This window comes from Phytohabitans rumicis (assembly GCF_011764445.1).
In the GTDB taxonomy this organism is placed as follows: Bacteria; Actinomycetota; Actinomycetes; order Mycobacteriales; family Micromonosporaceae; genus Phytohabitans; species Phytohabitans rumicis.
On the sequence record NZ_BLPG01000002.1, the window covers coordinates 296,286 to 309,790 of the forward strand.

Annotated in this window: 12 protein-coding genes and 1 pseudogene; 2 read left to right on the top strand and 11 right to left on the bottom strand. The window is 71.4% G+C overall.

Translation table 11 applies throughout. The annotated features are described in order from the left end of the window. Positions 1-98: 98 nt before the first annotated feature. The 9 genes from Prum_RS50385 to Prum_RS53145 form a co-directional block, all read right to left on the bottom strand. A complete protein-coding gene (locus Prum_RS50385) occupies positions 99-734 on the bottom strand; it encodes a carbohydrate-binding protein (RefSeq protein WP_218577883.1) in 636 nt (211 codons plus the stop codon). Then, positions 731-2,779, bottom strand: coding sequence for a carbohydrate-binding protein (locus tag Prum_RS45005; RefSeq protein WP_218577884.1), 2,049 nt, complete (start codon positions 2,777-2,779; stop codon positions 731-733). The genes Prum_RS50385 and Prum_RS45005 overlap by 4 nt, the downstream gene beginning before the upstream one ends. A gap of 10 nt (positions 2,780-2,789) precedes the next feature. After that, on the bottom strand, positions 2,790-3,623 hold the full coding sequence (locus Prum_RS45010) for a carbohydrate ABC transporter permease (protein WP_173085311.1): 834 nt from the start codon (positions 3,621-3,623) through the stop codon (positions 2,790-2,792). Beyond that, entirely contained in the window at positions 3,620-4,513 is an 894-nt protein-coding gene (locus Prum_RS45015; protein ID WP_173085313.1) for a carbohydrate ABC transporter permease, read from the bottom strand. The genes Prum_RS45010 and Prum_RS45015 overlap by 4 nt, the downstream gene beginning before the upstream one ends. Beyond that, the gene (locus Prum_RS45020) at positions 4,513-5,823 is read right to left on the bottom strand and encodes an ABC transporter substrate-binding protein (RefSeq protein ID WP_173085315.1); all 1,311 of its coding nucleotides are present in this window, start codon (positions 5,821-5,823) and stop codon (positions 4,513-4,515) included. The genes Prum_RS45015 and Prum_RS45020 overlap by 1 nt, the downstream gene beginning before the upstream one ends. A gap of 14 nt (positions 5,824-5,837) precedes the next feature. Further along, complete coding sequence (locus tag Prum_RS45025) at positions 5,838-7,157, bottom strand: glycoside hydrolase family 36 protein (protein WP_308785461.1); 1,320 nt, start codon at positions 7,155-7,157, stop codon at positions 5,838-5,840. Further along, positions 7,106-7,954: a glycoside hydrolase family 36 N-terminal domain-containing protein gene (locus tag Prum_RS53140; RefSeq protein ID WP_246278765.1), complete on the bottom strand. Its 849-nt coding sequence runs from the start codon at positions 7,952-7,954 to the stop codon at positions 7,106-7,108. The genes Prum_RS45025 and Prum_RS53140 overlap by 52 nt, the downstream gene beginning before the upstream one ends. 28 nt (positions 7,955-7,982) lie before the next feature. Next, positions 7,983-10,019 (bottom strand): carbohydrate-binding protein, encoded by a 2,037-nt coding sequence (locus Prum_RS45030; protein WP_218577886.1) that lies wholly within the window; start codon positions 10,017-10,019, stop codon positions 7,983-7,985. Positions 10,020-10,302: 283 nt separating this feature from the next. Beyond that, positions 10,303-10,683, bottom strand: a complete 381-nt coding sequence (locus Prum_RS53145; RefSeq protein WP_246278766.1) for a substrate-binding domain-containing protein — start codon at positions 10,681-10,683, stop codon at positions 10,303-10,305. Positions 10,684-10,736: 53 nt separating this feature from the next. Between Prum_RS53145 and Prum_RS53150 the strand changes: the two genes are divergently transcribed. Then, complete coding sequence (locus tag Prum_RS53150; RefSeq protein WP_246278767.1) at positions 10,737-11,075, top strand: hypothetical protein; 339 nt, start codon at positions 10,737-10,739, stop codon at positions 11,073-11,075. Between the two features lie 128 nt (positions 11,076-11,203). On the opposite strand, the pseudogene Prum_RS54760 reads toward Prum_RS53150, so the two are convergent. Then, positions 11,204-11,323 (bottom strand): annotated as a pseudogene (locus Prum_RS54760) (LacI family DNA-binding transcriptional regulator); the annotation flags it as partial. A 17-nt stretch (positions 11,324-11,340) separates the two neighbouring features. On the opposite strand from Prum_RS54760, the gene chrA reads away from it, so the two are divergent. Continuing rightward, the gene (gene chrA / locus Prum_RS45040) at positions 11,341-12,510 is read left to right on the top strand and encodes a chromate efflux transporter (protein WP_173085317.1); all 1,170 of its coding nucleotides are present in this window, start codon (positions 11,341-11,343) and stop codon (positions 12,508-12,510) included. A gap of 247 nt (positions 12,511-12,757) precedes the next feature. Here the strand turns inward: chrA and Prum_RS45045 are convergent, their stop codons facing one another. Next, positions 12,758-13,402 carry an NAD(P)-dependent oxidoreductase gene (locus tag Prum_RS45045; RefSeq protein ID WP_173085319.1) on the bottom strand — a complete coding sequence of 215 codons (645 nt, stop codon included), beginning with the start codon at positions 13,400-13,402 and terminating at the stop codon, positions 12,758-12,760. Positions 13,403-13,505: the final 103 nt, after the last annotated feature.

The window sequence follows — 13,505 nt, forward strand, 5'->3', positions numbered from 1 at the left end:
CATGAGGGCCGAGAACACCAACCCCGAAGCTGCGGGTGCCGACGTCCCGTGATCAAGGCGTCCCTCATGTCGCTGGGACGACATGAGGGACGCCTGGATCACCGGGTGGGGGAGGTCGTGGGCGTACCCACCGTGAGGGGGGCGATGACCACCTTGTCGATGTCGGGGGCGTACGCCGTCGGGTTGCCGAAGACCAGCGACCCGCCCGCCGTGGTCAGCCGCACCGGGATCGTCCGCTCCAGGAAGCTGTTCCATGCGTACGTGTACCGGAAGTAGGCGTACGCGCTGCCGCCGCCGGTCTCGGTGACCTCCAGGCGGCGGTCGACGACCTGGGGGTTGTAGTCGTGCCGGCCACTGAGCTCCGCGTTCGCGTACGTCACGGCGATGTTGTAGTCGCCGGGCTTGTCGAAGCCGGGCCCACGCGGCACCTCGAACGTGTTGCCCGCGCCGTTGCCGACGAAGCCGACTCCCTTGAGGCCCGATGCGTTGCTGCCGGAGCCGTCCGGGTACGTGTTGACCACGGCGGTGCCGTGCCGGATCGTGTCCTCGCCCTGGACGGTGACCGCGGCGGTGTCGGCCTGCGGCGTCCGGGTCGTGGTGAGCTCCCGCAGCAGGATGCCGGTCTTCGAGCGCACCTCGACCTCGTTGATGCCCTGGCTCAGGTGCACCCGCACGGTCGAGCGCCAGGCGCCCGCACCCTTGGCCTTGACCGTGGCGACCGGGCGGCCGTTCACCGTGATCTGGGCGTCCGTCGCGCACAGGCTGCGGTAGTCGAGCGAGAGGTCGTGGTAACCGGTCTCCCACGCCTGGACGTACGCGTCGGCGCGGCCACCACTGCCCGGATCGACGCGTACCCGCGGGCACCCGGCACGTCGTACGTGACGCGCGCGCCGCCGGCGTACCGCAGGGTCGAGGCGGGGTACGCGGTCGGCTCGCCGTCGGTGACGTCGGTGAGCAGGAACTTGTCCAGCGTGATGTCGGAGTTCGGCAGGACGGCGGCACCGTCCACACTCGACCGCAGCGAGAGCGTGTGCTGGCCGGCGGCCAGCGGGATCGTCACCTCGGCGCTACCCCGGTACTGCCACCGCTGGTATGAGGTGAGCGCCAGGTCGGCGGTGTACTGGACGATGGCCGGGTTGGCACCGTCCACGAAAAGGGCGTGCCGGCCCGGGGTGCCGGGCGTGCCGCCGATGACCTGGAAGCGGTACCGGCCGGCGCGCGGCACGGTGACCGTCCACTCCGCCTTCGAGGTCGGCCGGTTGAACGAGCCGACGTCGCGGCTGCCGGAGGCGAGGAACTTCCAGCCGCCGCCGGCCTGCGGGTCCTGGAAGTAGACGGTGGCGTCGGTCAGCGCGGTGTTCTCCGCCTCGACGCTGGCCGTCCACACCGGGCTGACCACGACGGGCCGGTCCTGCGCCGGGGTGACGAGCACCTGGTACGCGGCGTACCGGTCGTAGGTGGGCACGTCGAGACTGAGTGCCCCGCCGGTCGCGGCCACGCCGTCGAGTGCCTTGATGACCCGCGGCGTGCCGGAGACGCCTTCGGCCCCGGAGAGGGTGATCTCCCGCACCTCCACGTCGACCCGTTTACCCAAGAGTCCCAGGCCGGTCAGGCGCAGCGAGACCGGCTTGTCGCCGCCGCCGTACAGCACGGTGGCCCGCTTGTTGCGGGCGTCGACCGCGCCGATGCCCTGCAGGGTGTCCACTGTGTTCAGGGCGGGCGGGGTGAGCCTGACGGTCTGGCTGCCCTCCAGGTCGCCGTACCACTTGTACATCCACCAGCCGGCGTTGGCCGCGTTGGCGCGGGCGCTGTTGTCGTTGAAGTTGCCGGCGTAGTTCCAGTACGCGGTCTGCCCGTCGATCTTCAGGTCCTCCATGATGGACAGCCACTGGATGAGCTGTCCCGGGGTGCCCATGTCGCGCAGCATCCCGTACTCGGTGACGTTGACGTGCAGCGGACCGATGCCGAGGTCCTTCTCCAGCTGCCGGTACGCGGCGTAGTTGGCGCGGAACGTGCCGAGGTTGTTGATGCCCAGCTCGTGCCAGATGAACACGTCGGGCAGGACGTTGTTGGCCTTGGCGTACGTGAGGATGTCGGCGGAGCGGGCCGGCTGCCAGCGGGTGTCGCCGGGGCCGCCGATCCGGGCGTGGCCGAGGCCGTGCCGGGCGTACACCTCCTGGATCTTGTCGTACGTGGCCTTCCAGTCGGCCAGGAACGTGTCCTTCAGCGTGCCCCAGTTGTTGTACCAGTTGCCGCCGTCCGGCTCGTTGAACGGGATGAACACGTAGTCCCGCGGGCGGGCCGAGGTGGTGGCGACGGCCTCGGTGACGAACTCGACGACCTCCAGGTAGTCCCAGATGCCGTTCGGCGTCGACGTGTACGTGCCGTCGGCCTGGTTGTAGGTGCGGTCGTCGCCCGGCCGGCGACCCCCGTTGTACGACCAGTCCGGGTAGTAGTCCTGGACGTAGATGTACATGTCCTTGCCGTGCTTGGCGAAGAAGCCGCCCTCCACCTTGATCGCGTCACCGCTGGGGTGCTGGGTGCCGTACGGCGCCTTCTGCGAGGTGTTGGTGATGTGCGCACCGTTGATCAGCGCCTGGGTGGGAGCCCCGTCGTCGCCGAAGCCGTACAGGGTGCCGGTGGCACCGCCCCGGAACGCGCCGGTCGTCTGTGCGAAGTCGACGCTCAGCACGTCGTTGGTGTCGGCCTGGGCGGGCGTCGACAATGTGCCTCCCAGCACAAGAGCGGCGGCGGTCAGGACGGCTAACTTTCGCTTCAAGTCTTCTCTCCTACTTCACGGCACCGCTGGTGATGCCCGAAATGATCTTGCGTTGGGCGACGGCGAAGACGACAACGAGCGGCAGACTCATCAAGATCACGTACGCGAAGATGAGGTGCCAGTTGTTGAGGTACAGGCCGGCGCTGGCCACCCGGAAGAGGTTGAGCGGCAGCGTGTCCATGCGCCCGCCGATGACGAAGAACGCATAGAAGACGTCGTTCCAGACGTACAGGCAGATCAGGATCGTGGCGGTGGCGAGCACCGGGCGCAGCATCGGCAGCACCACCCGGCGGTAGACCATGAACGGCCCGGCGCCGTCGATCTGCGCGGCCTCCTCCAGTGACGTGGGGATCGTCCGCACGAACCCGGTCACGAAGAAGACCACAGTGGACATGTAGATGCCCATGTAGACGCCGATCATCCCGACCGCGGTGCCGGCGAGGCCGAGCTGGCGCAGCAGCAGCACGACCGTGACCACGGCCGGCGGCAGCACGATGCCGCTGATCGCCAGGGCGTACAGCATCGCGTTGAGGCGGGTGGCCCGGCGGGCCAGCACCCAGGCGGCCATGGAGCCGACGGTGAGCACGCCGGCGACCGTCGGCACGACGATCAGCAGGCTGCCGAAGAACGCGCCCGGCACGTCGCCCTCCGTCCACACCTGGCGCAGGTTGTCCCACAGCTGCCAGTGCGACGGCAGCGAGAGGTCCGGGTTGAGGGCCTCCCCCTGCGACTTGCCGGCGGTCACCACGACCAGCCAGAGCGGGATCCCGATCACCGTCACCACCAGCAGCGTGGCGACGATCGGCTGCAGCCGGGTCCAGATGCGCGCGTCGCTGAGTCTCACAGGATCTCCTCACGCTTGCGCAGGAAGTAGATGACCGGGAACGCCATCAGCGCGACCAGCAGGAAGAGCACCAGGCTCATCGTGGTGGCCTGGGCGAACAGGCCCTGCCCGAAGGTCCGGTAGATGAAGATGTTGAGGATCTCCGTGGTCCGGGCCGGGCCGCCGCCGGTGGTGGCCTGCACGATGTCGAAGCCGTTCATCGAGCCGAGCAGCGCGGTGGCGACGTTGAACGTGACGGCCGGCGCCAGCAGCGGCGACCGGATCCGCCAGAACGTGCGCCAGCGGGACGCCCCGTCGATCGTCGCGGCCTCCATGATGTCCTCGGGGATCGTCTTGAGGCCGGCCAGGTAGATCAGCATGGACAGGCCCATCCACTTCCACCCGTGGATGACGGCGACCACGACGATCGTCCAGGTGGTGTCGCCGAGCCACTCGGGCGGCAGCAAGGCACGGAAGATGTAGCCGACGGCGAGCGCCGACATCAGCACCGGGATCAGGAAGAAGACCCGGGCCAGCCGGTTGAACCAGGTGTCCCGTTCCAGCAGCACCGCCAGGGCGAACCCGAACACGTTCTGGAAGATCGCCACGAGCACCGCGTACACCACGGTGATGCGCAGCGCCCGGAACAGCGTGCCGTTGCCCGCGAGGTCGGTGAAGTTGTCGAACCCGACGGGGTTGATCTGCGCCTTGAACCCGGACCAGTCGGTGAACGCGTAGATGAAGTTGAAGACGGTCGGCAGGAAGAAGAAGACCAGCAGGATCGCGAACGCCGGCGCCAGGAACCACATCGGGTGGGTGCTGCGGTTGATCGCGCCGCGCCGGGCCCGCGGCGGCGCGGGGTGCGCCGCCGCGGGCCGGTCGAGCACCGGCGTGGGTGAGGCCGTGGACATCAGAACCCGGGCGCCCCGGCCGCCTTGGCCAGCTGCGCGAACTGGTCCTGGGTGGCCTTGGCGACCTGCTCCGGGGACATCGTGCCCGTGATCATGTCGGCCAGGTTGATGTACAGGTCGGGGTTGGCGACGGCCAGGGCCTGCATGGACCCGACCGAGGTGGCCAGGGCGGCGTGCACGTCCTGCAGGGCCTGCGGGACGCCGGCCGGGTTCGGCACCGCGGTCTGGAGCGAGACCGTCTTGCGGTCCGTGACGAAGTCCTGGTAGCCGGGGCCCATCCAGTACGCCATCAGCTGCCGGGCGGCGGCCTCCCGCTTGGCGTCACCGGTCTTGAACGCGACCAGCGCGTTGGACTGGTCCGGGATGAACGTGCCGACGTTGCCGGACGGCGAGATCGGGAAGAAGCCGATCTTGGAGTCCAGGGTGGCGGTGTCGGCCTTGGCCTGGAGCTGGCCGAAGAACGAGTTGACCTGGACCACCATGGCGGCCTCGCCGTTCAGCAGCGCGGCGCCCTGGTCCTCGAACTTGGCGGTCTTGATGTTCTTGTTGAACAGGCCCTCGTCGATCAGCGACTTGTAGTTCTTGATCGCGTCGAGCACCACCGGGCTGTTGAACGTCTCCTTACCCGTGTTGATCTTGTCCCAGAGCCCGTCCTTGGCGGCGTCGGCGAGCTGCACCTGCACCCACCACTGGGTCGCCCACCGGTCGGCGGCCATCTCGTAGAACGGCGTGACGCCCTTGCCCTTGAGCTGCCGGGCCAGGGTGACCATCTCGTTGAAGTTCTTCGGCGTCGCGGTGATGCCGTTCTTGGCGAAGACCTCCTTGTTGTAGTAGACGCCCTCCACGGCCGGGCTGGTGATCAGCGCGGCATACCGGGTGCCGTCCAGGATGCCGGTGATGTCCTTCAGGTCCGGCGACAGCTTGGACAGCCACGGCGCGTCGGTCAGCGGCTGCAGGTTGGTCTTCGCGTTGATCGCGGTCAGCATCGACGCGGTCGGCTGCCAGAACGCGATGTCCGGCTTGTCGCCCGTGGCCACCTTCGTCTGGATGCCCTGCTCGTACGGGTCGGGGATGGTGACCACCTCGACGGTGGCGCCGGTGGCCTGCTGGAACCCGGCGATGACCTTGCTGGGCACGGTGTTGCTGTTCTGCGCGGCCCAGATCGTCAGCTTGACGCCGTCCAGCTTGGCGGTCGGGTCGGCCCAGGTGGCGGTGGTGTCGCCGGAGGAGGTCTCCGCGGCGGGGTCGCTGCAGGCCGCGAGCCCGAGCGTGAGCGCCGCCGCGGCGGCGAGGGCGGTCCATCTTTTCATCGGGGTGATCCTTATCAGATGTGGGGACAATACGGAAGAGTCGGGCGGCAGGAGTCTCCGCGCCGGCGGGGGTGGTCAGGGTCAGCGACCCGGTGTCGGGATCCCATGCCCCGCCCAGGCGGGCAGGTGCCGGGGGTACAGGACGTCGATGTCGATCTCGCGCCCACGCAGGTGCGGCAGGGCGAGCGTGCGGGCTGTGCTTGCTGGCTGGGCCGGGGTGGCGCCCCCGCGCCGCCACGCCGCCAGGTAGGTGACGTCCCCGCGCGCAGCGCGAGGGCGAGCCACGGGTCGTCCCATCCGGGCAGGCCGAGCGGCCACAGCGGCACCGCGCCCGCCAGGTCGGCCCGGATGGACTGGTGCGTGCGCACCGCGGTGCGCACCGAGTCCAGCTGGCCGGCGTCCATCTGGTCCAGCCGGCCGGACAGGTACAGGCGGCCCAGCATCCCGGTGCACATCGCGTACGCGATCTGCTCGTCGGTCATGTCCGGTTGCGGGTACGCCCAGCTGGCCGACTGCTCCGGCAGCACCGACATCGGCGCCGCCACGGCGATCGGCGGGTAGCGCAGGAAGTCCTGCTGGTCGCTGGTGGACTGCAGCTGCATCCGGGACAGCAGCGCGTAGTCCATGCGCATCCCGCCGGACGCGCAGTTCTCCAGGACCAGGTCGGGGTGCCGGTCCAGGAGCCGGTCCAGCCACTGCAGGTGCGCGCGGTTGTGGTCGAGCAGCCCGGCGCCCACGCTGCCGGCGGAAAGGTCCGTACCGGGGCCGGGGTCGATGTTGTAGTCGAGCTTGAAGTAGCCGACGCCGAGCTGCTCGACCAGCCGGTCGACCACCTCGTCCAGGTGCGCGACCGCCCGCGGGTGGCGCAGGTCCAGGTGGTACCGGTTGGCCTCGACCAGCCGCTCGCCGCCGCGCTGCAGGAACGCCTCGTCCGGCAGCTTGTCGGCCATCGGGCTGCGGACGCCGATCACCTCCGGCTCCAGCCACAGACCGGGCACCATGCCGCGCTCGCGGATCCGGGCCAGCACCTCCTCGATGCCGCGCGGGAAGCGGGTCTGCGACGGCTGCCACTCCCCGACGCTGTCCCACCAGTCGGAGCCGTTGTCGTACCAGCCGGCGTCGACGCAGAACACCTCCGCGCCGGCCGCGGCCGCGGCGTCGATCAACGGCAGCAGCTTTGCCGTCGTCGGGTCGCCCATCAGCGTGTTCATGTAGTCGTTGAAGACCACCGGCAGCGCGGACCGGTCCGGGTGCGGGCGCCGCAGCGCGCGCCGGTGGGCGGTCAGCGCCGCGACCGCGCCGTCCAGCCCGTCGCCGGACACCGCCACCGACACGGGTACGGAGGTGAAGCTCTCCCCCGGTTCGAGGCGGTGCTGCCACTGGTGGTCGAGGTCGGTCGGACCGAGCAGCGCCAGGTACGCGCCGCCGAGCCGCTCCCCACCTCCCACCGCCACGCGCCGTTGTGCTCGACCTGCCACAGCCAGGCCGCGCCGCCGGCCCGGTCGACGAGCCCGCCGGTCGGCAGGTGCGCCCCGGTCGACCACGTACCCGTGCTGGTGACCGCGACCCGGCCGCGACCGTCCTGATGGTGCACCGGCAGGCTCAGGTCCGGCACCCCGTCGCGCAGCCGCTGCCGGGTCCACCGGCCCTCGCCGAGCCACTCGCTGTCGCCCCGTACCAGGTCGAGGTCGTCGACCCGGTGCCCGGCGAGCCCGGCGGCGAACGACGTCACGCCCAGCAGGACCACCGGCGCCACGCCCTGGTTGGTCACCCGGGTGCGGACCTGGCAGGCCCCCACCCCGTCGGCCGACCGGACGTACACCTGGGCGGCCAGCCCGGTCCGCTCGTCGCGCAGGTCGACGCGCAGCTCGCGCCACGCCCCGTCCCGGGTCTGCTCGCTGCCGGCGTAGGTCAGCCGCCGGCCGACGGTGGTCTCGGAGAAGCGCTGCGAGGTGCGCACCCGGCCCTCGCCGGCGACCAGCAGCTCCACCAGCGGCTGCGCCGCCCGGAGCGGATCCTGCCGGCCGCCGGGGCCGGTCAGTGCCCGCACGGCCACCGGGCCGTCCGGGGACACGTCGACGACGAGCTTGAGCGCCGAGTGTCCCCACACCAGGCTGGTACCGGATTCCATGGTTCTCCTGTCAGTTCTTTACGGGGTGCTAGCCGACGGGTGCGGCGATCTGGATCAGGTCGATGTTCGGCGCGTAGCCGGTGGAGGCGTTGGCGAACGTGATGGTGTTCGCGCCGGCCGCCAGGTCGACGTCGACGACCGTGGTGCGGTAGATCGACCAGCCCAGCGTGTTGCGGAAGTAGTGCCGGCGGGCGGTGCCGCCGTTGACGCTGATGTCGGCGTACCGGTCGACGATGTTGCTGTTGTAGTTCGTGGCGCCGCTGCCGAGCTCGCCGTTGGCGTACCCGATGACCAGCCGGTAGCGGCCGGCGGTGGCCGCGGTGACGCTGTTGAACCGCAGGGTGTTGGCGGCGCCGGCGCCGATCCAGCCGACGTACTGGCCGCCGGAGGCGGCCGAGTCGCTCACCACGACCGCGGTGCCGCCGCGCGTGTTGCCGGACGCCTCGGCCTGGTACGTGGTGACCGTGCCGGTGGTGGCCGCGACGTCCAGGTAGTCGAGGTTGACGGCGTCCCGGTCGTCGGTGGCGTAGGCGTTGGCCTCGACCCGGCTGATGCCGGCGGGCAGGAAGACCTTGGTGGTGACGGTGTTCCAGGTGTTCCAGTTGGCGGTGCCGGGCAGCGCGACGTCGGCCAGGTCCGACCCGTTAAGCCGCAGCCGGACCGACCGGTTGGCGGACGCCCCGGTGTACGGGCCGGCCGAGTAGCGCAGGCCCAGGTTGTAGTAGCCGTCGGACGGCACCGTGACGACGAACTTGGTGCTGGCGGTGGTGCTCGCCCCGTACCCCTCGACGAAGTAGGTGCCCGAGTAGCCGGTGTTGGTGCCGTACGTGACCCGCGCGGTGCCGTCGATGCGGGCGTACTCGGCCTGGTAGCGCGAGGCCGCGCCGGCCACCGACAGGTCGGTGTTCGGCGTGACGATCACCTGGTACGCCGAGGCGCCCTTGAGCGCGGTCAGCGGGATGGTGACCTGCCCGCCGCTGGACACGTAGTCCCCCTCGGCCACCAGGTACGGCCCGGTCGAGGGGTTGAGGCCGGAGTTGTCCACGCCCCACACCGTCGCGTGCACGGTGGTGCCGAGGTACGACGCCGAGCCGAGGCCCTGGACGACGACGTTGGTGTCGTACGTGCCGGAGGCCGGGTTGTTGCCGCCGAAGACGATCCGGGCCTGCTTCTTGGCCGCGTCCAGCGCCGCCACGCCCTGCAACGAGCCGCCCGGCGCCGGCGGGGTGACGGCCACCGTGTTGCCGGTCAGCTCGCCGTACCACTTGTAGAGCCACCAGCCGCCGGTCGCCTGGTTGTTGCGGGTCACCAGGTCGTTGAGCCCGCCCGCGGTCGTCCAGTACGCCAGGCAACCGTCCACCTTGGACGCCTCGAACTTGGCGACGTACTGCACCAGGTTGCCCGGCACGCCCAGGTCGCCGGAGGAGCGGCCGTACTCGTTGATGTTGATCGGTCTGGGGCTGATGCCCAGGCTGGTCTCGATGGCCCGGTAGTCGCTGTAGTGGTTGTGCCAGTCGGTGTAGAAGTCGTTGCCCAGTTCGTGCCAGGTCATGACGTCCGGCAGGACGCCGTTGTCGCGGGCGTAGGTGAGGAACGTGCGCAGGTCGGCCGAGCGGTAGCTGGCGAAGTTGGGGCCGGCGATCCGGGCGGCGGAGTCGATGGAGCGGATCCTCTGGAAGACGGTCCGCCAGTCGGCGAGCAGCCCGCTGAGGTTGCCCGAGTACCACATCAGGTCGGGCTCGTTGAACGGCACGTACACGTACGAGGAGCGGTACGGGTCGGCGACCACCTTGCGGGTCATCGTGTCGACCTTGGCCAGGTAGTCGGCGATGCCGAGGTTCTCGTACGGCCACTGCTGGTAGATGTCCTGCATGTAGATCTGGATCTCGCGGCCGCCGGCCCGCTTGAACATCGGCGCGATCTTCAGCGCGTCGCCGTTCGGGTGCTGCAGGCCGTCCGGCGCCTTCTGCGCGGTCACCTGCGGTCGCAGCGCCGCCAGCATCGTCTCGGTGGGAATGCCCTCGTCCCCCAGCCCGTACAGGAACCCGGTCGCCCCGTACCGCAACGCCCCGTGCCCGCCGCCAAATCGACCAGCAACGTCGAGGGCGCCGCGTGGGCCGGCGAACCCACCAACCCCAGCCCCACCACGAGCCCCGCAACCACCAGGACCGTTCTCGCCCTCATAGCCCTCCCCACTCGTTGATGTGACCGGTCACACTGTGACCGGTCACATCGGTGCTTGAGAAGCCCTCGTTACCAAGTTGTTACGCGCCCTATGCGCCCGCTATCCCCGGTGATCAGGGAGTAACTCGGGTGTGTTGCGGCGTGCCGAGGGAGCGGGTCCCTGATCACCGCGACCTTGGGGGTGCCGTGGACTCGCGGATCACCAGGCGGGGCGGGGCGAGCGGCGCCTGCTCCACCGCCCCGGTCACGGCGGCCAGGCAGGCCCGGCCCAGGGCCACGAAGTCCATCCGCACGGTGGTCAGCGCCGGCGTCCAGTACGCCGCGCCCGGCACGTCGTCGAAGCCCACCAGGCTCACGTCGCCGGGCACGTCCCGGCCCGCCTCGTACAGGGCGCGGCGCACCGCGAGGGCGGTGTCGTCGTTGCCGCACAGGATGGCCGTGGCCCCCGGGTCGGCCGCCAGCCGCTGCCCCGCCCGGTGCGCCGACGCCGGATCCCAACCGCCGTGCACGATCTCCGGCACCGGGGCGCCGGCCTCCGCCAGCACCCCCGCCAGCCCGCCTCGCGCGCGCTCGTCCCGGTCTCCGACGGGATCGCGACGTGGTACACGGTGCGGTGCCCAGCGCGAGCAGGTGCCGGGTCGCGTCGGCAGCCGCCTGCCGCTCGTCCAGGAAGATCATCGTGCGCGGGGTGCCGGGCAGCCCACCGGCCTCCGTCGCCGCCACCGCCGGCACGTCCGCCGGCAGCGCCCGCAGCACCCCGGCGCCGGCCGCGTCGAAGGCGACCACGATCACGTTGCCCGCACTCGGGTCGGTGACGTACTCGACCGCGTGCCGCACGTCGTCGGCCCGGTCCGACTCGACCACCCGGACGCCGACCGCCAGCCCTTTGAGCCGGGCCGCCTCCTCGATGCCCTGCAACGTCGCGGCGTACCCGTAGAGCATCGTGTCCGCCGTGACCACGGTGACCGCCGACGCCCGGCCCGCGCCGAGCGCCCGCGCGGCCCGGTTCGGCCGGTAGTCCAGCCGCCCGATGACCTCCTGCACCAGCTGCCGGGTGTCCGGGCTGACGTTGGGTGAGTCGTTCAGCACCCGCGACACGGTCTGGTACGAGACCCCCGCCGCGGCCGCCACGTCACGGATGCTCGGCGGGGCCTCGCCCCGCCGCCGTCCCGGCGATCTCGTCACAGGTCAGAATGGTAGCGATGACTGATCGCCCGCACGTCAGCGTCGCCACCGTGGTCAAGGAGTGGGGACGGATCGGCTGCATCGGCTTCGGCGGACCACCGACCCACATCGCGCTGCTGCGCCAGCTGTGCGTCGACCGCCGTAAGTGGCTCGACGGCAAGGCGTTCGAGGACGCGGTCGCCGCGTGCAACCTGCTGCCCGGGCCGGCCTCCACCCAGCTGGCCATCTTCTGCGCCTGGCACGTGCGCGGGCGGCTGGGGGCGCTCGCCGGCGGGATCGCGTTCATCGTCCCGGGCCTCGTGGTGATCCTCGCCCTGGCCACGCTCTTCCTCGCCGGCTCCCCGCCGCCGTGGGTGGCCGGCGCCGGCGCCGGGGCGGGCGCCGCGGTGGCGGCGGTCGCCGTCCACGCCGGCGCCGGCCTGATCCCGGCCAGCTGGCAACGCGCCACCAGCCGACCGCGCCGGATGCGTTGGGTTGGGTACCTGCTCGCCGGGCTCGCCGCCGCGGCCACCGTCGGCCCGTGGCTGGTGCTGGTGCTGCTCGGCTGCGGCCTAATCGAGGTCACCACCCAGCGGGTACGCGCCCGCACCGGCACCGCGAACGCCCACGTACCCCTGCCCGTGCTCGCCGCCGCCACCGGCGCGGGCGGCGGCGTCCTGCTCTCGCTCGCGTGGGTGGCCCTGAAGGTCGGCGCCCTCTCGTACGGCGGCGGCTTCGTGATCATCCCGCTGATGCAGGCCGACGCCGTGGACCGCTACCACTGGATGACCGACGGGCAGTTCCTCAACGCCGTCGCCCTCGGCCAGATCACGCCCGGCCCGGTGGTACAGACCGTCGCCGTGGTCGGCTACGCCGCTGCGGGCATCGGCGGCGGCGTGCTCGCCTCGGCGATCGCGTTCAGCCCGTCGTTCGCGTTCGTGCTGCTGGGCGCGCACCGCTTCGACCGCCTGCGCGGCAACCCGGGCGTACGCGCGTTCCTCGACGGCGCGGGCCCGGCCGCGATCGGCGCAATCCTCGGCTCGGCCATCCCGCTCGCCCTCGCCCTCGCCGAGCCCTGGCAGTACGCCGTCCTCGCCGGCGCCGCGGTCCTGCTGCTGGCCCTACGCCGCGGCGTGGTCACGACCCTGCTGGCCGCGGCCGCGGTCGGTATATCACTCGCCTTGGCCGGCGCTCCCCTCCCCACCTAAGCGAGCACCCCCGCCCGCTGTCCGCCGGCGCGGTAGCGCGCCCTTTGGCGCGCCGATCAAGGACTTGCCCGTCGATCAAGGGCATATGGTCGCGCTTCGATCTCCAAACCACGGCCGTATGCCCTTGATCGACGCGGAATCCCTTGATCGACGCGCCAAGGGCGCGCCGCGCGCCACCGCGCCGCGCGCCACCGCGCCGCGCGCCACCGCGCCGCGCATGACCGCGGCGGGCGGCGGGCGGGGGTGGTTACGGTGCGACGGCGACCAGCGCGCGGTGGTGTCTCGGGGTGTCGATTTCGTCGACGAGTGCGGCGGCCAGGTCGGCGTACGAGAACGCCTCCGCGCCCGGCAACACCGCCGCGCCGCCGGTGCGGTACCGGCCGGTGCGTGCGGCCGTGTCGTCGAGCACGACGGGCGGCGGGACCAGGAGGACCCAGTCGAGCCGGGGGTCGGCGGCCTCCAGCACCGCGAACTGGGCCGCGTGGCCGACCGAGAAGTCCCGGTACTCCGCGGGGAAGTCCGGCGCGTCGTGCACCGCCACGCCGGGCGCGGTCTCCAGGGTGCTGCCGACGCCGACGGCCACCAGGCGGCCGACGCCAGCGCGGAGCAGGCCCTCGGTCAGGGCGCGCGCCGCCGCCGGAAAGAACTCCTCCGCCGGTACGTCCATCCGCGCCGCCGTGTTGACCGCCGCGCGGTGGCCGGCGGCGAGCTCCGCGACCGCGACGGCGTCGGTGACGTCACCGGTGACCACGGTCACGCCGGGGCCGCGCAGGTCCTCGTGCCTGGCCGGATCGCGGACCACGGCGGTGACCTGGTGACCTCGGGCGACCGCCTCGGCGACGGTACGCCGACCGGCCCGCCCACCGGCGCCAAAGACGACGATTCTGTCCACTGTGCTCGCTCCGTTCCACCCGGGCCGGCGGTGGTCGCCGGCGGCTGTGGCGGACGGTAGCGGGTAAGCCCCTGGTTCCCGCAACGATAGTTACGTACGGTGG